General features: G+C 64.7%; 23 protein-coding genes. 14 read left to right on the top strand and 9 right to left on the bottom strand.

Translation table 11 applies throughout. The features are described from left to right. Positions 1–55: 55 nt before the first annotated feature. From lpxD to lpxB, 6 genes are all read left to right on the top strand, one after another. Positions 56–1,123 carry a UDP-3-O-(3-hydroxymyristoyl)glucosamine N-acyltransferase gene (lpxD, locus tag QUH67_RS16710; protein WP_300947753.1) on the top strand — a complete coding sequence of 356 codons (1,068 nt, stop codon included), beginning with the start codon at positions 56–58 and terminating at the stop codon, positions 1,121–1,123. Continuing rightward, positions 1,123–1,581 (top strand): 3-hydroxyacyl-ACP dehydratase FabZ, encoded by a 459-nt coding sequence (gene fabZ / locus QUH67_RS16715; protein WP_300948070.1) that lies wholly within the window; start codon positions 1,123–1,125, stop codon positions 1,579–1,581. The genes lpxD and fabZ overlap by 1 nt, the downstream gene beginning before the upstream one ends. 132 nt (positions 1,582–1,713) lie before the next feature. After that, positions 1,714–2,349: a histidine phosphatase family protein gene (locus QUH67_RS16720; RefSeq protein WP_320416146.1), complete on the top strand. Its 636-nt coding sequence runs from the start codon at positions 1,714–1,716 to the stop codon at positions 2,347–2,349. 167 nt (positions 2,350–2,516) lie between these two features. Beyond that, positions 2,517–3,320 carry an acyl-ACP--UDP-N-acetylglucosamine O-acyltransferase gene (lpxA, locus tag QUH67_RS16725; protein WP_300947754.1) on the top strand — a complete coding sequence of 268 codons (804 nt, stop codon included), beginning with the start codon at positions 2,517–2,519 and terminating at the stop codon, positions 3,318–3,320. 19 nt (positions 3,321–3,339) lie between these two features. Then, on the top strand, positions 3,340–4,197 hold the full coding sequence (locus tag QUH67_RS16730) for an LpxI family protein (RefSeq protein ID WP_300947755.1): 858 nt from the start codon (positions 3,340–3,342) through the stop codon (positions 4,195–4,197). After that, positions 4,194–5,384 carry a lipid-A-disaccharide synthase gene (gene lpxB, locus QUH67_RS16735; protein ID WP_300947756.1) on the top strand — a complete coding sequence of 397 codons (1,191 nt, stop codon included), beginning with the start codon at positions 4,194–4,196 and terminating at the stop codon, positions 5,382–5,384. The genes QUH67_RS16730 and lpxB overlap by 4 nt, the downstream gene beginning before the upstream one ends. 107 nt (positions 5,385–5,491) lie before the next feature. Here lpxB and gltA read toward each other — a convergent pair whose 3' ends face one another. Then, positions 5,492–6,796, bottom strand: coding sequence for a citrate synthase (gene gltA, locus QUH67_RS16740; protein ID WP_300947757.1), 1,305 nt, complete (start codon positions 6,794–6,796; stop codon positions 5,492–5,494). 155 nt (positions 6,797–6,951) lie between these two features. After that, entirely contained in the window at positions 6,952–8,376 is a 1,425-nt protein-coding gene (gene gltX / locus QUH67_RS16745) for a glutamate--tRNA ligase (RefSeq protein WP_300947758.1), read from the bottom strand. Positions 8,377–8,518: 142 nt separating this feature from the next. Between gltX and QUH67_RS16750 the strand changes: the two genes are divergently transcribed. The 3 genes from QUH67_RS16750 to QUH67_RS16760 are packed head-to-tail and all read left to right on the top strand — an operon-like array spanning position 8,519 to position 10,964. Then, the gene (locus QUH67_RS16750) at positions 8,519–10,201 is read left to right on the top strand and encodes a glutamine--tRNA ligase/YqeY domain fusion protein (RefSeq protein WP_300947759.1); all 1,683 of its coding nucleotides are present in this window, start codon (positions 8,519–8,521) and stop codon (positions 10,199–10,201) included. An 8-nt stretch (positions 10,202–10,209) separates the two neighbouring features. Next, positions 10,210–10,614, top strand: a complete 405-nt coding sequence (locus tag QUH67_RS16755; RefSeq protein ID WP_300947760.1) for a nuclear transport factor 2 family protein — start codon at positions 10,210–10,212, stop codon at positions 10,612–10,614. A 29-nt stretch (positions 10,615–10,643) separates the two neighbouring features. Further along, positions 10,644–10,964 (top strand): hypothetical protein, encoded by a 321-nt coding sequence (locus tag QUH67_RS16760; RefSeq protein ID WP_300947761.1) that lies wholly within the window; start codon positions 10,644–10,646, stop codon positions 10,962–10,964. Between the two features lie 43 nt (positions 10,965–11,007). Here the strand turns inward: QUH67_RS16760 and QUH67_RS16765 are convergent, their stop codons facing one another. Then, the gene (locus QUH67_RS16765; RefSeq protein ID WP_300947762.1) at positions 11,008–11,265 is read right to left on the bottom strand and encodes a hypothetical protein; all 258 of its coding nucleotides are present in this window, start codon (positions 11,263–11,265) and stop codon (positions 11,008–11,010) included. Positions 11,266–11,416: 151 nt separating this feature from the next. Here QUH67_RS16765 and QUH67_RS16770 point away from each other — a divergent pair, with 151 nt between their 5' ends. Continuing rightward, complete coding sequence (locus QUH67_RS16770; RefSeq protein WP_300947763.1) at positions 11,417–13,711, top strand: ComEC/Rec2 family competence protein; 2,295 nt, start codon at positions 11,417–11,419, stop codon at positions 13,709–13,711. Positions 13,712–13,772: 61 nt separating this feature from the next. Here the strand turns inward: QUH67_RS16770 and QUH67_RS16775 are convergent, their stop codons facing one another. From QUH67_RS16775 to QUH67_RS16795, 5 genes are all read right to left on the bottom strand, one after another. Beyond that, on the bottom strand, positions 13,773–14,045 hold the full coding sequence (locus tag QUH67_RS16775) for a hypothetical protein (protein ID WP_300947764.1): 273 nt from the start codon (positions 14,043–14,045) through the stop codon (positions 13,773–13,775). 44 nt (positions 14,046–14,089) lie between these two features. Then, positions 14,090–14,506, bottom strand: a complete 417-nt coding sequence (locus QUH67_RS16780; protein ID WP_300947765.1) for a hypothetical protein — start codon at positions 14,504–14,506, stop codon at positions 14,090–14,092. A 219-nt stretch (positions 14,507–14,725) separates the two neighbouring features. After that, positions 14,726–15,427, bottom strand: a complete 702-nt coding sequence (gene lexA / locus QUH67_RS16785) for a transcriptional repressor LexA (protein WP_300947766.1) — start codon at positions 15,425–15,427, stop codon at positions 14,726–14,728. A gap of 198 nt (positions 15,428–15,625) precedes the next feature. Further along, the gene (locus QUH67_RS16790) at positions 15,626–16,837 is read right to left on the bottom strand and encodes a molybdopterin molybdotransferase MoeA (protein ID WP_300947767.1); all 1,212 of its coding nucleotides are present in this window, start codon (positions 16,835–16,837) and stop codon (positions 15,626–15,628) included. An 11-nt stretch (positions 16,838–16,848) separates the two neighbouring features. Beyond that, positions 16,849–17,475, bottom strand: coding sequence for an HAD-IA family hydrolase (locus QUH67_RS16795; protein ID WP_300947768.1), 627 nt, complete (start codon positions 17,473–17,475; stop codon positions 16,849–16,851). A 131-nt stretch (positions 17,476–17,606) separates the two neighbouring features. Between QUH67_RS16795 and QUH67_RS16800 the strand changes: the two genes are divergently transcribed. The 4 genes from QUH67_RS16800 to QUH67_RS16815 all read left to right on the top strand — a co-directional run bounded on the left by QUH67_RS16800 (position 17,607) and on the right by QUH67_RS16815 (position 21,920). Next, on the top strand, positions 17,607–17,906 hold the full coding sequence (locus QUH67_RS16800) for a hypothetical protein (protein WP_300947769.1): 300 nt from the start codon (positions 17,607–17,609) through the stop codon (positions 17,904–17,906). A gap of 72 nt (positions 17,907–17,978) precedes the next feature. Next, the gene (locus QUH67_RS16805; RefSeq protein ID WP_300947770.1) at positions 17,979–19,142 is read left to right on the top strand and encodes an NADH:flavin oxidoreductase/NADH oxidase; all 1,164 of its coding nucleotides are present in this window, start codon (positions 17,979–17,981) and stop codon (positions 19,140–19,142) included. A gap of 218 nt (positions 19,143–19,360) precedes the next feature. Further along, the gene (locus QUH67_RS16810; protein WP_300947771.1) at positions 19,361–20,695 is read left to right on the top strand and encodes a S41 family peptidase; all 1,335 of its coding nucleotides are present in this window, start codon (positions 19,361–19,363) and stop codon (positions 20,693–20,695) included. A gap of 328 nt (positions 20,696–21,023) precedes the next feature. Beyond that, entirely contained in the window at positions 21,024–21,920 is an 897-nt protein-coding gene (locus QUH67_RS16815) for a hypothetical protein (RefSeq protein ID WP_300947772.1), read from the top strand. Positions 21,921–22,100: 180 nt separating this feature from the next. Here the strand turns inward: QUH67_RS16815 and QUH67_RS16820 are convergent, their stop codons facing one another. Next, positions 22,101–22,445 (bottom strand): DUF952 domain-containing protein, encoded by a 345-nt coding sequence (locus QUH67_RS16820; protein ID WP_300947773.1) that lies wholly within the window; start codon positions 22,443–22,445, stop codon positions 22,101–22,103. Between the last annotated feature and the right edge of the window lie 211 nt (positions 22,446–22,656).

Genomic DNA, 22,656 nt, shown 5'->3' on the forward strand with positions numbered 1-22,656 from the left:
CGTTTTTCGGGGTCGGCGCTCTGATGTGAAGGCCGGCCAGACTTTGACGGATGGAATGGCGCAGCCGATATTCTTCAAGCAACCTGCCCCCACGACGCTGGCCGAACTGGCCGCGTTGACGGGAGTGGTATTGGCCGACCCTGCGCGCGGCGGTCAGAAGATCAGGGCGCTTGCGTCGCTCGACGAAGCCGGCCCCATGCATCTGGCGTTCTTCGACAACCTCAAATACGCTGACCAGCTCAAGGCGACCAAGGCCGGCGCGGTTCTTGTCAGCCCGCGATTCGAGGCCCAGGTGCCGGCCCACGTGGCGGTGCTGCGGGCGGCACAGCCGTTTCGTGCCTTCGTGAAGCTGGCGCGTGAATGGCACGCCGATGCACTTCGTCCGCAATCCTGGTTCGGCAATGACGGCATCGCACCGTCCGCCATCATCGACTCCTCGGCCCACCTCGAGGACGACGTTATCGTCGATCCGCTGGCGGTGATCGGACCCCGCGTCGAGATCGGCGCCGGCACCGTGATCGGCGCGGGCGCCATCATCGGCGCCGACGTCAAGATCGGCCGCGACTGCAATGTCGGCGCCCGCACCGCGATCCAGTTTGCCCTGATCGGCAACAACGTGCTGATCCACCCCGGCTGCAGCATTGGGCAGGACGGCTATGGCTTCATCTTCTTCGGTCCCGACGGCCATCTGAAGGTACCGCAGACCGGCCGGGTGCTGATCCAGAACCATGTCGAGATCGGCGCCGGCACCACCATCGATCGCGGCAGCCTTCGCGATACGGTGATTGGCGAAGGCACCAAAATCGACAATCAGGTCCAGGTCGGCCACAATGTAACCATCGGCCGGCACTGCTTGCTCGCGGCGCAGATCGGGCTCGCGGGCAGCCTGACGATTGGTGACAACGTTGCGCTGGGCGCCAAGGTGGGCATCAATAACCACCTCAAGATCGGCGACGGCGCCCAGGTCACGGCGATGAGCGGGGTGAAGGACGACATCCCGCCCAACGGCCGCTGGGGCGGATTCTTTGCAAAACCGACCAAGCAGTGGTTCAAGGAGATTATTGCAGTGGAGCGACTGGCGCAGCGTGGCACGGCCGATCCGAAAGGCGAGGGGCGGGAGTGATGGAGGAGGCCGCGGTCAGATTCGAGCTCGTGGATATCAACGAGATCCTCAAGACGCTCCCGCACCGTTATCCGATGCTGCTAATCGACCGGGTGATCAAGATCCGGACCGATTATTCAGGCATCGGAATCAAGAACGTCACCTACAACGAGCCGCCGTTCCTCGGCCATTTTCCCGAGCGGCCGGTCTATCCCGGTGTGATGATGATCGAGGCCATGGCGCAGACCGCCGGCGTCATCGGCATCAAGTCGGTCGAAGGCACCGAAAAACCGCGCGCGGTGTATTTCCTCACCATCGACAAGTGCAAGTTCCGGAAACCCGTGATGCCCGGCGATACCATCGAGTACCACATGCGCTCGATCGGCCGTCGCAAGGCGATGTGGTGGTTCCACGGCGACGCCAAGGTGAATGGCAGCGTGGTGGCCGAGGCCGATGTCGGCGCGATGCTGACGGATTGAATTTATCCGTCATACAACCGACCTCTTTTCTGATATTCTTGTTTCCTTACTTGTACTCGAACCAGCGCCGGGGCGATCGTGGAAGTCTCCTGACGGGGGTGGTCGGGGTCACGCTTTTCAACGGAGGCGTTCGTGAACAGGCTTTCATCCATCATCGTTTGTTTGCTCGTCATGCTGGTCGCGTCGCCGCCCGTTCGGGCAGCCGATCTCGACGCGCTGGTCGCGGCGCTGAGGGATGGCGGCTATGTCCTGGTGTTCCGGCACGGCGCCACCGATGACAGCCAGAAGGACGTCTACCCCTTCAAGTTCGAAGACATGAGCGCGCAGCGGCAATTGAGCGAAAAAGGCCGCCACATGGCGCGTGAGACCGGCGCCGCGCTCAAGAAGCTCGGCGTGCCGATCGGCGAGGTCTATACAAGCCGGCTCAATCGCGCAGTCGAAACCGGCAAATTGCTCGGCGGCAAGGACGTTTCCCCGGTCGACGCATTGACCGACAGCGGCGCGGGCAGTTTGTCCGCGATGGCAAATCCGGACGGCAAGAACGTCAAGGCCGGAGGTGCCGTGCGCGATCTGGTGAACGCGCCTCCGAAGGCCGGCGTCAACAATCTGGCGGTAACGCACAAGACCAACGTCGCCGATGCCTTCGGTAAGGAATTTTCCGATATCCGCGAGGGTGAGGCGCTTGTCTACAAGATCAGCGCCTCTGGTCCGGCCGTTCTGGTCGGGCGCGTGCAGGCCAGCGAATGGATCGCGCGCGCCGGCAGCTAGGTTTGGCCGGGCCATGAAAGACCGTGGCCCGACGACGACTTCGCAGCTCCGGCGCGAAGCGCATCGCAACATGACGTAACGATACGTCACTGGACAGCATCAGGATGCCGCGCTAACCACCCGAAAACGCGTGATATTCGCGTCCAAATCGATGGGCTGGCTGCTTGATGGGTACGATCGATCCAACCGCGCGGGTTGAGGATGGCGCTGTGATCGGCGAGGGGACCACGATCGGTCCCTATTGCATCATCGGGCCCAACGTCGTGATTGGCGCGAACTGCAAACTGATCGCGCATGTCTATGTCACAGCGCAGACCACGATCGGCGCGAACTGCACGATCTATCCGTTTGTCTCGCTCGGCGGAGCGCCGCAATCGTTGGGCTACAAGGGCGAACTGACCCGGCTGGAGATCGGTGCGGACTGCACGATCCGCGAATCCGCCACCATGAACGCCGGCACGGTTGCCGGCGGTGGCGTCACCCGCGTCGGTGCGCGCGGCTACTTCATGAACTGCAGCCATGTCGGGCATGATTGCCAGGTCGGCGATAACGCGATTTTCGCCACCTCCGCCACGCTCGGCGGGCATTGCGAGATCGGCGATTTCGTCTTCATCGGCGGGCTGTCGGCCGTGCACCAGTTCACCCGAATCGGGTCGCAGGTGATGGTCGGCGGCGTCTGCGGCGTGCGCGGTGACATCATTCCGTTCGGACTGGTCAACGGCCAGTACGCCGCGCTGGAAGGGCTGAACGTCATCGGCATGAAGCGCCGTCAGTTCACCAAGGCGCGGCTGGCAGCCGTGCGTGCGTTTTACCAGAAGCTGTTTCACGGCCCCGGCATTTTTGCCGAGCGGTTGAGCGAAGTGCAGCCACTTGCCGCTGAAGACCCGGCGATTGCCGAAATCCTCGCCTTCATCGCGAAAGGAAAGCATCGCCCGCTGTGTCTGCCTGCCGACGACGGCGGCAAGCCGTGACGACGGGATCGCCGCAGCCATGAATTCAGCGGCCTCCGAGCTTTCCTCGCCCGTCGGCGTCATCGCCGGCGGCGGCGCCATGCCGTTCGCGGTGGCGGAGTCGCTGAGCCAGCGCGGCATTGCGCCGGTGCTGTTTGCGCTGCGCGGCGCCTGCGATCCCGATCGCGTCGAACGCTTCCGCCATCACTGGATCTCGGTCGGGCAACTCGGCCGCGCCACAAAACTGTTTCGCAGCGAGGGCTGCCGCGACCTCATCTTCATCGGCACGCTGCAGCGCCCGGCACTGTCCGAAATCCGGCTCGACTGGGGAACGATCCGCGTTCTCGGCCGCGTCTTTGCGGCGTTTCGCGGCGGCGATGATCATTTGCTGTCGGGCATCGGCCGCATCCTCGAACAGGACGGTTTTCGGATGGTCGGCATCCGCGATGTCGCGCCTGACATGCTGATGCCGGAAGGAAACATCGCGCGCGCCGCGCCCGATGCCGCCTCGGTCGCCGATATCGCCAAGGGGCGGCAGGTGCTCGGCGCGCTCGGCCCGTTCGACATCGGCCAGGCGGTGGTCGTGATCGACGGACACGTGGTGGCGGTTGAGGACATCGAGGGCACCGACGGGCTGCTGGCGCGTGTGGCGCGGCTGCGCGAGGCCGGGCGTATCCGCGCCAAAGCGGGCCGCGGCGTTCTGGTGAAGGCGCCCAAGAGCAGCCAGGATCTGCGCTTCGACCTGCCGGCCGTGGGCGCGAAGACCATCGAAGGCGCGGCGCGGGCGGGGCTCGCCGGTATTGCCGTGATTGCCGGTCATACCATCGCTGCCGACGCACAGGCCATGATCGAGGCGGCCGGCCGCGCCGGCCTGTTCATCCAGGGCCTGCCGGCATGACGCCGTCCCGTGCCATCGCCGGGATGGAGCGGCGGATATTTCTGATCGCAACGGAGGAGTCCGGCGATCGGCTCGGCGCCAACCTGATGAAGGTGCTGCGCCAGCGCCTCGGCGACGGGGTGCGATTCGAAGGCGTGGGCGGCCGTGCGATGGCGCGCGAAGGGCTCGATTCGCTGTTCCCGATCGAGGAGCTCTCCATTATCGGGCTCGCCGCCGTCGTCAAGGAACTGCCGAAAATTCTCGGGCTGATCAAGGAAACGGCGATCGCGGTGACGGAAGCCGCACCCGACATTCTCGTCATCATCGACAGTCCGGATTTTACCCACCGCGTCGCGAAGCGGGTTCGCGCCAAGAATCCGCAGTTGCCGATCGTCAATTACGTCTCGCCCACGGTGTGGGCGTGGCGGCCCGGACGAGCGCGCGCGATGCTGAAATATATCGACCATGTGCTGGCGCTGCTGCCGTTCGAGCCGGAGGCCTACCAGAAACTGCGCGGGCCGCCCTGCAGCTATGTCGGCCATCCCCTGACCGAGCAACTGATGTCGCTGCGCCCGACCGACGATGAGGCCGCGCGGCGGGCGGAATCGCCGCCGGTGCTGCTGGTGCTGCCGGGCAGCCGCCGCAGCGAGATCCGTCACCACATGGCCGTGTTCGGCCAGGCGGTGGCGCTGCTGCAGGAGCAGGGCACGGCATTCGAACTGGTACTGCCGACCATGCCGCATCTGCAGGAAGCGGTGGTGGAGGCGGTCAAGACGTGGCCGGTGCAGCCGCAAGTCGTGATCGGCGAGCAGGAGAAGCGCGCCAAATTCCGCATCGCCCGCGCCGCGCTCGCCAAGTCGGGCACGGTGACGCTCGAACTGGCATTGGCCGGCGTGCCGATGGTGACGGCCTACCGGACCGGCAATATGGAGGCCTGGATCCTGCGCCGTGCCATCAAGGTGAATTCGGTGATCCTGGCCAATCTCGTGATCGGCGAGAACGTTATTCCCGAATTCCTGCAGGAGGATTGCACGGCGGAAAAACTCGCCGCTGCGCTGCGCGAGGTGCTCGGCGACGGCGAACTGCGCCAAAAGCAGGTGGAGGCGTTCGGCAAGATCGACGGGATTCTATCGACCGGCAACCAGCCGCCCAGCGTCCGCGCCGCCGATATCGTGCTGGCGACGATGTACAAGGGGCGGCGGGGATAGGACTTGCAGGTGAGGCAGCGCTGCGCGCGCCAACCCCACGACTGCAAACGAAAAAGGCCGGATGCGACGATCGCATCCGGCCTTTTGATTTGTCAGGTGACCGCCGCTTACTTTCGCTGGTCAATCGCCACGTAGTCGCGGCGGCCGACGCCGGTGTAGAGCTGGCGCGGACGGCCGATCTTCTGCTGCGGGTCTTCGATCATCTCGCTCCACTGGCTGATCCAGCCGACGGTGCGGGCGACGGCGAACAGCACGGTGAACATCGAGGTCGGGAAGCCCATCGCCTTCAGCGTGATGCCCGAATAGAAGTCGACGTTCGGGTAGAGCTTGCGGTCGATGAAGTACTGGTCGCTCAGCGCGATCTTTTCCAGCTCCAGCGCCACCTTCAGCATCGGGTCGTCGCCATGGCCGGTCTCGGCCAGCACGGCGTGACACATCTTCTGCATGATCTTGGCGCGTGGATCGTAGTTCTTGTAGACGCGGTGGCCGAAGCCCATCAGGCGGACTTCCGAGTTCTTGTCCTTCACCTTCTTGATGAACTCGGGAATCTTGTCGACCGTGCCGATGTCGGCGAGCATCGCAAGCGCAGCCTCGTTGGCGCCGCCATGCGCGGGGCCCCACAGGCAGGCGATGCCGGCGGCGATGCAGGCGAACGGGTTGGCGCCCGACGAGCCGGCGATGCGCACCGTCGAGGTCGAGGCGTTCTGCTCGTGGTCGGCGTGCAGGATGAAGATCTTGTCGAGCGCGTCAGCCAGCACCGGATTGATCTTGTATTCCTCGCAGGGCACCGCGAAGCACATGTGCAGGAAGTTCTCGGCAAACGAGAGCGAGTTCTTCGGATACATGAAGGGCTGGCCGATGGTGTATTTGAAGGCCATCGCGGCCAGCGTCGGCACCTTCGCGATCATGCGCATCGAGGCGATCATGCGCTGCTTTGGATCGTTGATGTCGGTGGAGTCGTGATAGAACGCGGCCAGCGCGCCGACCGCGGCGACCATGATCGCCATCGGATGGGCGTCGCGGCGGAAACCCTGGAAGAAGCGGGCCATCTGTTCGTGAACCATGGTGTGATGGATCACGCGATGGTCGAAATCCTGCTTCTGGGCGGGCGTCGGAAGCTCCCCGTACAGCAGCAGATAGCAGGTTTCCAGGAAGTCGCCTTTTTCGGCGAGCTGCTCGATCGGGTAGCCGCGGTATTCCAGCACTCCCGCGTCGCCGTCGATATAGGTGATCTTCGACTGGCAGCTGCCGGTCGAGGTGAAGCCGGGGTCGTAGGTGAACATTCCGGCCTGCGCATAGAGCTTGGCGATGTCGATGACATCCGGCCCCACCGTGCCGCTGAGGATCGGGAAATCGTAGGTCTTGTTGCCTACCGTGAGCGTTGCGGTCTTGTTGCTGGATTTTGCGTCCATCGTGGGTCCCCGATGAAATCGTTACGAAAAAGTGTGCCGACCGTGGTGCCTTTTTGCGGCGGCAGCAAGGGAGGCGGGTGTCAAGAAGCGACCTCAAAGGCGTAGCTTATTGCCCTGTGCGCTGCAAGATGTCGCAGTTGCCCCAATAATAGGCGTCAGCCGGCCGCCTGGTCGGCCAGCCGGGCCAGGCATTCCTCCCGCCCAAGGACCGCCAGAACGTCGAAAATACCCGGCGAGGTCGTGCGTCCGGTCAGCGCCACCCGGAGTGGCTGCGCAACGGCGCCGAGCTTGAGGCTGTTCTGCTCGGCGAAATTCCGCATGGCGGCTTCCGTGGTCCCCGCCTGCCAATCGCTAACGGTTTCCAGCGCGGTACGGAGCTCGCCAATCAGCGCCCGTGTCTCCGGCGTCAGCAAAGCGGCAGCCTTCGGCTCGACCTGCAGCGGGCGGTCGGCGAAGATGAAGTAAGCGCCCGAGATCAGCTCGATCAGGGTCTTGGCGCGCTCCTTCAGGCTCGGCATCGCCCGCAGCAACTGGCCGCGTGTGGTGTCGTTGAGTTTTGCCTTCAGCTCGGCGCCTTCGGGGACGTAATCCAGCACGCTCTCGAACTGGGATACCAGATCGCGGTCGTCGGCGTGGCGGATGTAATGGCCGTTGAGGTTCTCCAGCTTGGCGAAATCGAATCGCGCCGCGGAGCGCCCGATCGCGGGCAGATCGAACGCCTCGATCATTTCCTGCGTCGAAAAGATTTCCTGGTCGCCATGGCTCCAGCCGAGCCGGACCAGGTAGTTGCGCAGCGCCGCCGGCAGATAGCCCATGGCGCGATAGGCCTCGACCCCCAGCGCGCCATGGCGCTTCGACAATTTTGCGCCGTCCGGCCCGTGGATCAGCGGGATATGGGACATGTTCGGGATATCCCATCCCAGCGCGTCATAGATCTGCTTCTGGCGCGCGGCGTTGATCAGATGGTCGTCGCCGCGGATCACATGCGTGACGCCCATGTCGTGGTCGTCGACCACGACCGCCAGCATGTAGGTCGGGTTGCCATCGCCGCGCAGCAGCACGAGATCGTCGAGGTTCTCGTTCTGCCAGACCACGCGGCCCTGCACCTGGTCCTCGATCACGGTCTCGCCGGTCTGCTCGGCCTTCAGGCGGATGGTCGGCTTGACGCCGGCGGGCGCTTCGGCCGGATCGCGATCGCGCCACAGCCCGTCATAGAGGCGTGTGCGGCCTTCGGCGCGCGCCTTCTCGCGCATCGCCGTCAGTTCCTCCGCGGTGGCGTAGCAGCGATAGGCCTTGCCGCTGGCCAGGAGTTGCTCGGCGACTTCCCGGTGGCGAGCGGCGCGGCTGAACTGGTAGACGACGTCGCCGTCCCAATCGAGCCCCAGCCATTTCAGCCCGTCGAGAATGGCCGCAATCGCGGGCTCGGTGGAGCGCTCGCGGTCGGTGTCCTCGATCCGCAGCAGCATCTTGCCGCCGGTCTTTTTGGCGTAGAGCCAGTTGAAGAGCGCGGTGCGGGCGCCGCCGATATGGAGGAAGCCGGTGGGCGAGGGGGCAAAGCGTGTGACGACGGGAGAGGTCATATACCGGGGCGATCTGAGGTGAATTGGCGGTGGTGTATATCAGGAACGGTGCATAACTAAAGCCTTAGCCATCGGCAAAGTAGGCTTGGCTCGCAGGTGCTTATTTGGCAGAAGGTTCGCCAATCCCTAACAGGAACTCGGAATGACAACAGAACCGGTAGCGACAGAGGCGGGGCGCGATTTCATCCGCGACATCGTGCAGGCCGATCTCTCTTCCAAAAAGCACAGCCGGATCGTGACCCGATTTCCGCCGGAGCCGAACGGCTATTTGCACATCGGGCATGCCAAGTCGATCGCCCTGAATTTCGGCATCGCCCAGGAGTTCGCTGGCAAGTGCCATCTGCGCTTCGACGACACCAACCCGACCAGGGAAGAGCAGGAATATATCGATTCCATCCAGGCCGACGTGCACTGGCTCGGCTATGACTGGGGAACCGATCTCTATTACGCCTCGGACTATTTCGAGCGCCTGTACGATTGGGCGGAAGGCCTGATCAAGGAAGGCCACGCCTATGTCGACGACCAGTCGCAGGAGGAGATCCGCGTCAGCCGCGGCACGTTGACCGAGCCCGGCAAGAACTCGCCGTTCCGCGACCGCACGGTGGAGGAAAACCTCGATCTGTTCCGCCGCATGAAAGCCGGGGAATTCCCGAACGGCACGCGCGTGCTGCGTGCGAAGATCGACATGACCAGCGGCAACATCAACCTGCGCGATCCCGTGCTGTATCGCATCCTGCATGCCGCGCACCCGCGCACCGGCACCAAATGGTCGATCTACCCGAGCTACGACTACGCCCACGGCCAGTCGGACGCCATCGAAGGCATCACGCATTCGATCTGCACGTTGGAGTTTGAGGACCACCGGCCACTCTATGAGTGGCTGCTTGAAAAACTGCCGGTGCCGTCAAAGCCGCGCCAGTACGAATTCGCCCGCCTGAACCTGACCTATACGCTGCTCTCCAAGCGCGTGCTGACGCAGCTCGTGCGCGAAGGCCACGTTTCGGGCTGGGACGACCCGCGCATGCCGACCATCGCCGGGCTGAAGCGGCGCGGTGTGCCGCCGGCCGCGTTGCGCGAATTCGTCAAGCGCATCGGCGTCGCCAAGGCCAATAGCGTGGTCGATGTCGGCATGCTGGAGTTCTGTATCCGCGAGCACCTCAACAAGACGGCGCAGCGGCGGATGGCGGTGCTGCGGCCATTGAAGGTCGTGATCGAAAATTATCCGGAAGGGCAGACGGAGGAGCTTGAGGCCGTCAACCATCCCGACGATCCGGCTGCGGGCACGCGAAAAATCTCGTTCGGTCGTGAGCTCTATATCGAGCGCGACGACTTCATGGAGAACCCGCCGAAAAAGTTCTTCCGCCTGTCGCCGGGCAACGAGGTGCGGCTGCGTTACGCCTATTTCGTCAAATGCACCGGCGTCATCAAGAACGACGCAGGCGAAGTCGTCGAGCTGCGCTGTACCTACGATCCCGCTACCAAGGGCGGCAACGCCCCAGACGGCCGCAAGGTCAAGGCCACTATGCACTGGCTGTCGGCGAAGGATTCCGTGCCGGCGGAAATCCGCGTCTATAACCAGCTGTTCGCCAACCCGAGTCCGAATGCCGCGAATTTTGCCGCCGACCTCAACCCGGAATCGCTGGAAGTGCTGCCCGACGCGCGGATCGAGCCGTCGGTGGCCGCAGACAATTCGAACGAGGTGATGCAGTTCGAACGGCAGGGCTATTTCGTGCGCGACCGCGATTCCGCGCCGGGCAAGCCCGTGTTCAACCGCACCATCGGCCTGCGCGACACCTTTGCGAAGGAAGTCGGCGGGAAGGGGTGACGTCGACCATGGCATCCTCCGGACGCAGCGCGACCGACGACGTCGTCTCCGGCATCATGGGCAGATGGGCGGCGGCGTTCGGCAGACTGGACGCTACCGCGCTTGCATCGCTCTACGCAGGGAATGCGTTCTTCTTCGGCTCGAACCCGAAACTCTACCGCGGCAATGACGGCGTGCAGGCCTATTTCGAGGAACTGCCGCGATGGTCATCGCCAGTGGTGCAGTTTACCGACGTCAGGGCCATCCTCGCGGCGCCCGACGTAATCAACGTCGCGGGCACCGCGACCTTTCTCGTCGAGGCCAATGCCGAGCCGCTGCAGGTCAAGATCACCTGGGTCATCATTCGTGAAGGCGGCGAATGGAAGATCGTCAGCCATCACGTCTCGTCGAAGACGCCGCTAATTGAGCAGTAGGCGCGCCACATACTCCAGGAGTGGACAGTGTGACCACTACAATCCGAGTTTTGATCGTACGATGGGTGGACGACGAGCCACAGCCGGGAATCGTTGAATGCAAACTCACCGATCGATTCGGCAGAGACTGGTCGTTTATGGAGAAGTGCGCGGTCATCAGTCCGGGCGGGCTTTGCAACGACAGCACCTATCCCCAGTCAGGGGCGATTGGTTGTCACATCGTCTTCACCGGTCTCGACGACAACGGACGGGAATTTGCCGTAGTTGATACCGAGCAACCTTGGGGTATCAACGCAGTCAACGGCGACACCCGCTTTGAGGTCTTTGCCGATCAGATAGATCGAAGCTGACACTTGGTGCCCGCGCCCGGCGGCTGCGATCGGGCGAAATCTACTAGCAACCCCGGCAAATGCCCCGGATGGCTTTTGCCAGCTGGGCATCCTCCTCCGTGATCGGCTCATACGGTTTTGGCTGGGCGGCCGGTTGGGTTTCCAGAGCCTTCTGCCGGGCGGCCCGCGCCGTCTCCTGGCGCTGATAGCACCCCTCGCGCTCGGACCGCGTCTCGATGAAGCGGCATTGCTCAGGCGCAGCCTGTGCAGACGGCAAACCCGATATCGCCAGTGCAATCGAAATCCAGGCCGCAAGCTTCATGTAATCTCCGACCTTTGTCCGATTCCCGAGGTTCTGAAGTGTAGCGCCAGTCGATGTGCATTTCTTCCGGTTTCTGCATCCGTTCTGGTTCCCGCCTGTGTGCGACGTCCGGTAGTCTTGCGGCCTGCACAGTATCGGTAGGTGTGGTTGCGTGGCGGAGCAGGGCGACATTTGGGGCCGGAAGCGGGGCTATGCCGGGACCTGGCCGCCGCGCGCCGCGGCGCCGATCGGCGGGCTTGCGCCGTCGCGGCCCGCGTTCTGGCCGCCGCTGATCGAAACGTTGCGGGCGTGGGTCCGTGCAGAAGCCGGTGCCGGGCGGCTGCTGCCCTGGGTGCCGGTGGCGTTCGGGACCGGCATTGCGTTTTACTTTGCCGCAGATCATGAGCCGGTTTTGTCCGTGGCCGCTGTTTTGGCAATCGCGCTAGGCGCGGTCGCCGTGCTGCTGCGGCGGCACAAATTCTTTCCGGTCGCGGTGATGATCGCCGCTGCTGCAGCGGGCTTTGCGGTGGCGACCTGGAAGACGGCGCGGATCAGCCACGGCGTGCTGGCGCGGCCGATGTTTTCGGTGGCGCTGACCGGCTTTGTCGAGACCCGAGATATCCGCGAGCGCACCGACCGCTTCGTGCTTCGCGTCGTCACCATGGAAAGCGCGCGCGGCACGACAAAGCTCGAACGCGTTCGGCTGTCGGTGAAGAAGGGGACGGCGCCGGCGGTCGGCAGCTTTGTCGAGCTGAAGGCGCGGCTGCTGCCGCCGCTCACTCCGGTGCGGCCGGGCAGCTACGATTTCAGCCGCGACATGTTCTTCGCCGGCATCGGCGCCTCCGGCTTCGTGATGGGCGCGATCAAGGCAAAGGCGCCGCCGGAGGGCGGCGGATGGCGCCTGGGCTATTCGGCTGTGATGCAGGGCCTGCGCGATGCGATCGACACGCGGATCGGCACCACGCTGGAGGGCGACAAGCGCGCCATTGCCACCGCATTGCTGACCGGGCGGCGCGACGCCATCTCGCCGCCGGTGAACGATGCGATGTTCGTCTCCGGCCTTGGCCATGTGCTGTCGATCTCGGGCTATCACATGGCAGTCGTCGCCGGCGTCGTGTTCTTCGCGGTGCGCGCGGTGCTGGCGCTGTTTCCCGCGCTGACTGCCGGCTACGCCATCAAGAAATGGTCGGCGGTGGCAGCGCTGGTTGCCGCGGCGTTCTATCTGCTGCTGTCGGGCGCGGAAGTCGCGACGCAGCGCTCGTTCTTCATGACGGCGGTGGTTCTGATAGCCGTCATGGTCGACCGCCGGGCGATCACGTTCCGCACGCTCGCGGTCGCGGCCCTGATCGTGCTGACGGCGGCGCCGGAAGCGCTGGTTCATCCGAGTTTTCAGATGTCGTTCGCCGCCACGCTGGGCCTGGTGGCGCTGGTGCAGATCGGCATGCCGCGCCTGTTCGCAACGGTGGATCATACCGCCACCGCCCGTGCGGCGCTGTGGGGCGGCCGCGAACTGACGATGCTGTTGCTGGCCTCGCTGGTGGCGGGGCTTGCGACCATGCCGTATGCGGCGTTTCACTTTCACCGGATTACGCCCTACGGCGTGCTGGCCAATCTCGCGGCGATGCCGGTGGTGTCGGCCGTCGTGATGCCGGCGGGCCTGCTCGGCCTCGCCGCGATGCCGTTCGGCTTCGATCGCCTGTTCTGGGCGATCATGGGCATCGGTATCGACTGGATGATCTTCGTGACGCAATGGGTCGCGGCCGTGCCCGGTGCGGTCGGCCGGGTGCCGGCGTTCGGCATCGGCCCGCTGATCGCGGCCAGTTTTGGCATCATCCTGCTCGGCCTGTTGCGCACGCCGCTGCGTTGGTCGGGCGCCGCGCTGGTGCTGGCGGCGGCGCTGTGGGCGGCGCGGACGCCGCAGCCGGATATCCTGATCTCCGCCGACGGCCGCCATGTCGGCGTGCGCGGCGGCGACGGCAGGCTGCATCTGATGCACGCCGTCAAAGGCTCGCGTGATTCGTTCCTGCTCAAGCAATGGCTGGCGGCAGACGCCGATGGGCGCGCGGCGGCGGACGCGTCGTTGACCGAGGGCGTTTCCTGCGACGATCTCGGCTGCGTGATGCAATCGGCCGGCGGTGGCCTCGTCGCGCAGGCCTACAAGCCCGAGGCGCTGGCGGACGATTGCGAGCGCGCGGCGCTGATCGTGACGCTGCGTCCGGCACCCGCGTCATGTGCAGCGTCGGTCATCGATGCCGACCGGCTGCGGCGGCAGGGTGCGATGGCGCTGCGGCGGGGGCCGGAGGGTTTTGTCGTCGAGGCGGCGAGGCCGAGAGGCATCGACCGCCCGTGGTCGCCGGCCGCGGCCGATGAAGGAGAGGCAGACGCCAGCGTGCTGGCGCCTCGCATCGTGCCGCCGCGCGCGGTCGATGCCACCCCGGCGGAAGCCGATCTGCAGGCGGATGAATAGGACATCGCGTTTTCAAGCGAAGCGGAGGCCGGGTCGCGTCAAGAAAACGCGTCAAACAAAACTAATGCTCGTCGATCGCGGGCGCTGACGGATGAGCCGGTATTTCAAACGCGCCCAGATGATATTCCTCGGGCGCATCGGGGGACGAGGGCAGGCCGACCAGTGTGAACGACGCCTCCGGGAATTTCTGCCAGACCGCGAGATCGTCGGCCGTGACGGTGAGCCAGCCGTAGCGGAACATGTACCGCCCCGGCTCGGTCACTCGTCCAGCCTTCTGCCATGTAACCTTGTTGACCACCGATTGCCTCTCGGCGACGCGTAACCTGGAAAACATACCACGACGATCCACCGGCCGGAACCGGCGGATCGGAAGTGGGGTTAACGCGCGACGGTGGATTCGGTTCGGGGCGTTCCAGTCAGCTTCGCCGTGCGGTCGCTCCCGGTCACCGGCAATTGCAGAACGGTCGCGCGCTGGCCGCGGCAGAGTTGTGTCACCAACACGCGGCTTCCGTCCGGAAATTCGATCGCGTCATGGTGACGCTCGGCCACTTCGGTTTCGATCTGATTGAATTTCCCGACCCGCCAGTCGGAGGTTCGGGTCCAGATCCAGCGGCTGTCGTATCTGACCTCCTCGGCGAACGCGAGTTCAGTGCCCGGAAGCATGCAGACCGCGACCGCCGGTTCGCTTTCCGATGCAAAGCCGCGGGTCGATGTACCGCGGAAGGTAGTGGTGATCAGCGTCTCGCCGACCTGGGCAGGCCGGCTCGCGACGGCATGCAGGCTGTAGTCACACATCGGATGGCTCCCTCGATTGAGATAGCAGACCCGTGTCTGGAACGAGGCACCGGCCTCTATCAGAGTGGACTTGGCACCGAGACTTTTCCTGCTTCGGGGCATTTCTGCGGCCGGTGCACCGCGTGCTGATCACAAACGCGATACGCAGCCGCGCAGCAAAAACCCCGGCCGAAGGACCGGGGCTGGATTTGCGTCGCGGTGATGCCGGCGAACGGCAGCTCAGTATTTGCGGTACAGCCCGATCAGCTTGCCCTGGATCCGGACCCGATTGGGCGGCAGGATGCGGACCTCGTAGGCGGCATTCGCCGGCTCCAGCGCGATCGAGGCGCCGCGGCGGCGGAAACGCTTGAGCGTGGCTTCTTCCTCGTCGATCAGCGCGACCACGATATCGCCGGTGTCGGCATTCTCGTTGCGCTGGATCAGCGCCATGTCGCCGTCGAGAATGCCGGCATCGACCATGGAATCGCCTCGCACTTCGAGCGCATAGTGTTCGCCGGAGCCGAGCATGTCGGGCGGCACGCTGATGGTGTGGCTGCGGGTCTGCAGCGCCTCGATCGGCGTACCGGCGGCGATCCGGCCCATGACGGGCACCGCGACCGGACGCTCACCATCGTCTGCTGCAGCCGGCGCGCTGACCGTGCGCTTGCCGAGCGTGCCTTCGATGACGCTCGGCGTGAAGCCGCGGCGGCTGCCGGCGGCGGCGGCCAGTTCGGGCAGCTTGATGACTTCGATGGCGCGGGCGCGGTTGGGCAGGCGGCGGATGAAGCCACGCTCCTCCAGCGCCGTGATGAGGCGGTGGATGCCGGATTTCGAACGCAGGTCGAGCGCGTCTTTCATCTCGTCGAAGGAGGGCGGAACGCCGGCTTCCTTCAGCCGTTCATTGATGAAACGCAGAAGTTCATATTGTTTGCGCGTAAGCATCGCGAGCAATCCCCCGGGGTTGGCGTCGTCTTAGAGTTCCGAATCGTCATGTCCCTCGCAGAAGTCCCCAACCCCTGACAACAGACACTAGCAGTCGAAACAAATCATGAACGGACACTATATGTTCGATATGTGTTCCGCAACCACTTAATTTCTGGTGAACGCGTTCTGCCTCCGTCTCAAGATGCCGGCGGGGCGTCAGTCCGGCAACCGCAGGAATTCGCAACGCGAGCCCTTTACGGCAGCCGGCGCGAGCGGCGCACGTATCACAAGTGCCCGTGCCGCAGCGAGATTCCCCAACAGCGACGAATCCTGGTGGGTCACGGCTACCGCAACCGGCACACCGTCGGCGCGCTCCTCGAGCCATGCGCGCAAGTAGTCCTCGCGCTGGTCGTTGGCCGCCAGGTCGCGGCCCAGCACGGCGCGTTCGCGCACGTGATGGATGGTGTCGCGGCCCAACAGGGCGCGAATCAGCGGCACCAGAAACAGAAAGCCGCAGACATAGGAGGAGACCGGATTGCCGGGCAGGCCGATCACCCGCATCGCACCCAGCCGACCGTGCATCATCGGTTTGCCGGGGCGCATCGCGATGCGCCAGAACGCCATGTCGGTGCCTTCGGCCTCCAGCGAGCGTTTAACGAGGTCGTGGTCGCCGACGGAAGCGCCACCCATGGTGATCAGGATATCGGCTTCGAGCTCGCGCGCGCGGCGGATGCCTTCCGCGGTGGCGGCCAAGGTATCGGCGGCAATGCCGAGATCGGCGACCTCGGCACCCTCAGCGCGCGCCAGGGCCCGCAACGCATAGCCGTTGGAATACACGATCTGGCCGGGACCGGGGCTCGTTCCCGGCATCACCAGTTCATCGCCGGTGCCGAGCACGGCGACTTTTGGCCGGCGGCGCACCGCCAGCTCCGGATAGTTCATGCCGGCGGCGAGCGACAGATCGCGGTCGGTGAGGCGGCGTCCGCGCTTGAGCAGCACGTCGCCCTCGCGGAAATCGACGCCGGCGGCGCGGATATGCCGTCCCGGGACCGCTGCTTCGGTGATGGTGATGTGGTCGCCGTCGACGGCGGTGTCTTCCTGGATGATGACGGCGTCTGCGCCGTCGGGGATCACGCCGCCGGTGAAGATGCGTACCGCTTCGCCCTTGCCGACCTTGCGCTCGAACGGCCGCCCGGCGGCGACTTCGCCGATCACTTTCAGCCGCGCGCTGGTGTCGGCGGCATCCGACGCACGCACCGCGTAGCCGTCCATCGCCGACATTGCCTGCGGCGGTTGGGTTCGCCGTGCCGCGACGTCGCGCGCCAGCACACGGTGATAGGCGGCCTCGAGCGCGATCATTTCTTCAGGCAACGGTTCAGCGCCGGCAAGGATCGCAGCAAGCGCATCGGCGACAGGCATCAGGGCCACGGGCACAACTCCTAGACTTCGAGTGCGGTCAGGGCCTGCGCCACGTCATCCATCGACGTCACGTGGACGGCACGAAGGCCGCGCGCCCGCGCACCTTCGATATTGGCGGCCGAGTCGTCGAAGAACAATATCCGCGACGCCGGTACGCCGATCGCCTTTACCACGTGATCATAGGCCTCCGCGTCGGGTTTGCGCAAACCGATGCTGGACGACAGGAATATCTCGCGGAAATGGCCGAGCACACCGGCATAGGTTTTGGAAAAGTGTGCGACATGGGCCGGATTGGTGTTGGAAAACGCGTAGAGCGGAAGCCGTTGCGCCGCATCTGCCAGCAGCGGCGCGATGCCCGGCATCTCGCCGGCGAAGATCGCGTTCCAGCCTTCGAGGAACTGCGCATCTGACAGGCCGATGCCGAGCGACCGGCGCAGGTCCGCGAAGAACGCCGCGTCGTCGATCCGGCCGGTCTCGTGATGCTTGAAGCTGTCGTTGACGACGAAACGGCTGGCCAGCTCGGCCGGCGCACAGCCGGCGTGTCCCGCCCATGTCGCCATCACGGAATCGAAATTGATGTCGAGTACGACCCGGCCGAGATCGAACAGCAGGACGTCGACGGAGGAGGGCGTGAGCGGCAAATTCATGGCAATCGTTTACAAAACCGGGCCGGCCCGATCAACGGCCGTGCCGGGATTTGCCTCAAAGCCCGATCCAGACGCTTAAGCCCGTCCGCAAGCTGTGCTAAGGCTGTCGCCGAACTTCAGGGAGTTGTCGCATGCAAGCCGTGGGTAAAGTTCTGGGCGCCATGGCCGTGATCGGGCTGTTGACCGGGTCGGCGCTGGCCCAACAGGGTCCGGCCAAGTACGGCGAGGAGGACAAGCCGAAGACGCCAGCGCAAATCTCGGCCGAGAGGGAGGCCGAGCGGGCCTACCGCCGGTCGCTCGGCAACATCCCGGAACAACAGAAAACGGACCCCTGGGGAACGGTGCGCAGCGACAGCGCGCCGAAAGCCGCCACCAAGACGCCGCCAGCCAAGCCGAAGGCGAAGTCCGCCGAAGGCGCCGCCAAGCAATAACAACAAGCAATAACAAGAAGACACGGCCCGGCGTGGTGCCGGGACAACGATGTCTCAGCTGAGGAAATGACCATGACGGAAATGCTGCTGTTCTCCCCGATGACAATCCGCGGCGTGACGCTGAAGAACCGCATCGTGGTGCCGCCGATGCATCAATATTCGGCGGTGAAGGGTTTTCCGACCGACTGGCATCTGATGAACGCCGGCAAGTTCGCCGCCGGCGGCGCCGGCCTCGTGGTGGTGGAATCGACCAAGGTGGAGCGGCGCGGCTGCGGCACGGTCGGCGATCTCGGCATCTGGGACGATGCCTTTGTCGAACCGCTCGGGCGGCTGGTCAAATTCATCAAGCAGCAGAATTCGGTCGCCGGCATCCAGCTCGGCCATTCCGGCCGCAAGGCGCGCGCGACCCGGCCGTGGGAGGGCGACCGCCCGCTGCAGCGGACGGCTGATATCGACGACTGGGATGCCTGGTCACCGGTCGCGCCGAGCGCGATTGCCCATAGCGAGAAATGGCCGGTGCCGAAGGCGCTGGAGCGGAGCGAAGTGAAAGATCTCGTGCAGTCCTGGGGCAACGCGGCGCGGCGCGCGCATGACGCCGGGTTCGAGGTGCTGGAACTGCACGGTGCGCACGGCTACCTCGTGCATCAGTTTCTCTCGGAACGATCAAATCAGCGCACCGACGAATATGGCGGCTCCGAAGCCAACCGCATGCGCTTTATCATCGAAGTCACCGAAGCCGTACGATCGCACTGGCCCGCCGACAAGCCGCTGTTCGTCCGCCTCTCGGTCGAGGACAATGCGGGGTGGGGACCGGATGAGAGCGCGCGGCTGGCGAAGATCCTCAAGCCGAAAGGCGTCGACGTCATCGACTGTTCGTCCGGCGGCATCACCGAAGTGGCGCCGATCCTGGGTAAGGAAATCAAATACAGCTATCAGGTGCCGCTGTCGGAATATGTCCGCCGGCATGCCGACATCATGACGATGGCGGTGGGCCTCATCATCCATGGCGACCAGGCCGAACAGATTTTGCGCGACGGCCAGGCCGACCTGATCGCGGTGGGCCGCGAAATCCTCAACAATCCCAACTGGCCGATGGATGCCGCGCTCAAGCTCGGCGTCGAGGGGCCGTTCCGCAACGTTCCGCCGCAATTCGGCTACTGGCTCGGCACCCGCGCCAAGCGCGGGTTTGGAACCAGGCCCTCGACCTGGCAGAACGGCCTGCAGGAAGCCGAATAGACCGTCAAATCCGTAGCTTCCGTCACCCGCCTGCGGGCAAGTGGCATACGGGTAACACCCGCGCGCCGACAGAGCCGCTCCGACATGGCCGTAGTGGTCCGGGTCGGCCGTGCCTTGATCCGACCAAAAAGCCGTTGTGAGTTGGCGGTATCGGGACAGGGGCGCCGATTCAGGGGAATCGCGGGCGTCCAAATATCAAGAACAAGGGACGCCCCATCATGCGCAGGAATTTTGCCTTTGTTCTCGGCACGGTGACGGGCGTGTGTCTGACTCTCGCCGTGACGGGATCGCCGGGGACCAATTGGGTGGCAGCGGCGAAGGCCGCGGCGCGTTCCGACGCCTATACCCAGCTCAACCTGTTCGGCAACGTGTTCGAGCGGATCAAGACGAGCTATGTCGAGAAGCCCGACGATTCCAAGCTGATGGAAGGCGCCATCAACGGCATGATCTCCGCGCTGGATCCTCATTCGCGCTACATGAATGAGAAGGGCTGGAGCGACATGCAGGAGACCACGCATGGCGAGTTCGGCGGGCTCGGCATCGAAGTCACGATGGAAGACGGCCTCGTCAAGGTGGTGACGCCGATCGACGATACGCCGGCGGCCAGGGCCGGCATGCTGTCGGGCGACGTGATCACCCAGATCGACGACGAGCAGATCCAGGGCATGACCCTGGAGCAGGCGGTAGGCCGGATGAAGGGTCCCGCCAACAGCAAGATCCGCCTGAAGGTCGCGCGCAAGGGCGCTGCAGCGCCGATCGAAGTTGCCATCGTGCGCGAGATCATCCGGGTGCGGCCGGTCCGCCACCGCACCGACGGCGGCGACATCGGCTATATCAGGATTTCCCGCTTCAACGAGCAGACCACCGACGGCCTGAAGAAGGCCATCGCCACCATCAACAAGGAGATACCCTCCGACAAGCTCGCCGGCTATGTCGTCGACCTCCGCAACAATCCCGGCGGATTGCTCGACCAGGCTGTTTCCATATCGGGCGCCTTCATGTCGCGGGGCGAGGTGGTTTCGACCCGCGGCCGTACGCCCGAGGAAACCCAGCGTTTCACCGCGCGCGGCGGCGACATCACCAAGGGCAAGCCGCTGGTGGTGCTGATCAACGGCGGCTCGGCGTCGGCGTCCGAGATCGTGGCCGGCGCGCTGCGCGACCACAAGCGCGCCACGCTGATCGGCACGCGCACCTTCGGCAAGGGCTCGGTGCAGACCATCATCCCGCTCGGCTCAGGCAACGGCGCGCTGGCGCTGACCACGGCGCGCTACTTCACCCCGTCCGGCCGCTCGATCCAGGCCCAGGGCATCGCGCCCGACCTTGAGGTGCTGCAGGAGGTGCCGGACGAACTGAAGGGCCGCACCGATCTGAAAGGCGAAGCCTCGATGCGCGGCCACCTTGCCGCCGAGGGCGCCGAGCAGGCCGGCTCGCAGGCCTGGGTTCCGCCGAACGAGAAGGACGACAAGGCGCTGACCGCCGCGTTCAATTTGCTGCGCGGCGTCACGGTCAACGCAAACGGGCCGACCATGGCGAAGAGGGCGGTGCCGAACTAGGCGATCTGCACGGCGAAAGCCTGCCACAGCGTCGCGAGCCAACGGGTCGCGCGAATCCGCGCCCGATGACGGGCTTTGCGAAGCATCCATCACGCCTGTGACCACAGACGCAGAGATGGATTGCTTGGCGCTTCGCTCCTCGCAATGACGGAACTCGGGTGCGGTCGGACACGCGCGCGGGGCCCCAACCACAAAATCTGCAAAACAACCCCATGCAAAGTAGGATGGGTGTCCTTTTTTGAAACTCCGTCTCCGGGTCGGCCGTAGCTCGAGCGCAAGGCCTTTACCAGGCCGGTTCTCGCCGCCTGCGCGTTCAAACGGAGTGATCATGTCGAGACATTGGACTTTGCTGCCCCTGATCCTGTTCCTCGGTTCGACCGGAACGCTGCAGGCACAAGCGCTCGATTCTCCCGATGTCGTCTATATCGACGGACAACCCTGCAGCCGCGCGTGCCAGGCCTATATGGACTGGTCCTATCGGGCGCAGTCGGCGCGGCGTCACGAGGAGCGCGCGCTCATCGTCGCGGTTCCGCCCCAGGCCGAATTTGAGCGGGTCGAACCCGTGGCCCGCCCTCGCGCGGCAAAGCATGCTGCCCCCGTTGCTCGCAGCGCGCCGTCGGCCGGCAAGACAGCATCGAACGGCAACTTGTCCGGCGCCCAGACGTCGAACAGCAAGAAGATCGCCGCGCCCAACGCGGCCCGTCCGGCGCCCAACGCAATGCCGCCGGCCATGGCGGCCGCAATGCCGGCAAAGCCTCCCGAAGGGACCACCGCTTCCATTGAAAAGCCGGAGCCCAAGGTGGAGAGTGCCAACCCGCCGGCGACGCTCGAAGTTGCCGCCGCGCCTGCTGCGCCGCCTCCCGCCACGGCAGCCAACAAGGCCAGGGAGATCGCAAAGGCCGCGACCGCACCGCTGGATGATCCCGACAATCTGGTCGCGCTCGTGCTGGCGGGCCCCGACATCAGTTCATTGTCCGACCTGAACAACAAGAACATCGCGATCACCGAAAAACAGTCCGCCTCGAGCGGGCGCGTCAGCGCGGCGCTGATGGCGGCAGGTGCCGCCGAAGTCCAGTTCAGCGAAGCCAAGGCCAGTGCGATCGATCGGCTGATCAACGGTGAAGTGCCGGCCGCCGTCGTGCTGGCCCCGCGCGAAGTCGCCAACCTGTTTCCCGAGGTCGATGGGTTCAGGACGTTTCGGCTGCCGCTGAAGGCGAGGATGTAGCGGAGAGAGGGCGGGTGAGCGCTGCGATATCGGGGCGTCCGAATATCGCTGCGCTCACATGGACTATGGCCGTCACAAAAATCGTCGTGTCTCACCGACGGGGGGCCAGTCCGGCACGGGCACCGCCATCCCCACATGCGTTTGGCTTTTCGGTCATAGACCGATCGTCCTCTTGATCAATCAGTGCACGCGGTGTGGCAGCACGAAGGTTCCGTCCGCCTTCAGTTCAAAAGGTTCGACAGCGACGACCGCGCTCGGGTTGAGGGGCCCATAAATGTGCGGGTAAAGCTCTCCATTGCCAGCATCCTCGTACCGGACAGGTGAAGTCACGCGTCCCGGATCGATGGCGAGCAACAGAAGTCCGCGTTGGCCCCGAAATAGATGACTGGCCACCTCAATGAGTTGATCGGAAGTCGAGCAATGGATGAATCCCGCGCTTTCCAACGACGGACAACGATATTCGCTCTCCTTCGCCTTGGTCCATACGGCGGGAACACAGATGTGATAAATAAGCGAGTGTCGCAACTTGGTCTCCTACGCCCGAGGCTACGGCCGGGCATGCACTGTTGCAGTGGCCCGACGCATGACTGTTCGCGGATGGCACGTGTTTCCGGACAGCCCGCGTCGGGCCCGGCCATAACGGGTCACCCCGAAATGGCCGATCGAAATGCGCGTGGCTTATGGCAAGGCTGTATAGAGGACATCCGCCGCAAGATGGCGGGGCTGCTCCGGCCCG

The organism is Bradyrhizobium roseum (assembly GCF_030413175.1).
In the GTDB taxonomy this organism is placed as follows: domain Bacteria; phylum Pseudomonadota; class Alphaproteobacteria; order Rhizobiales; family Xanthobacteraceae; genus Bradyrhizobium; species Bradyrhizobium roseum.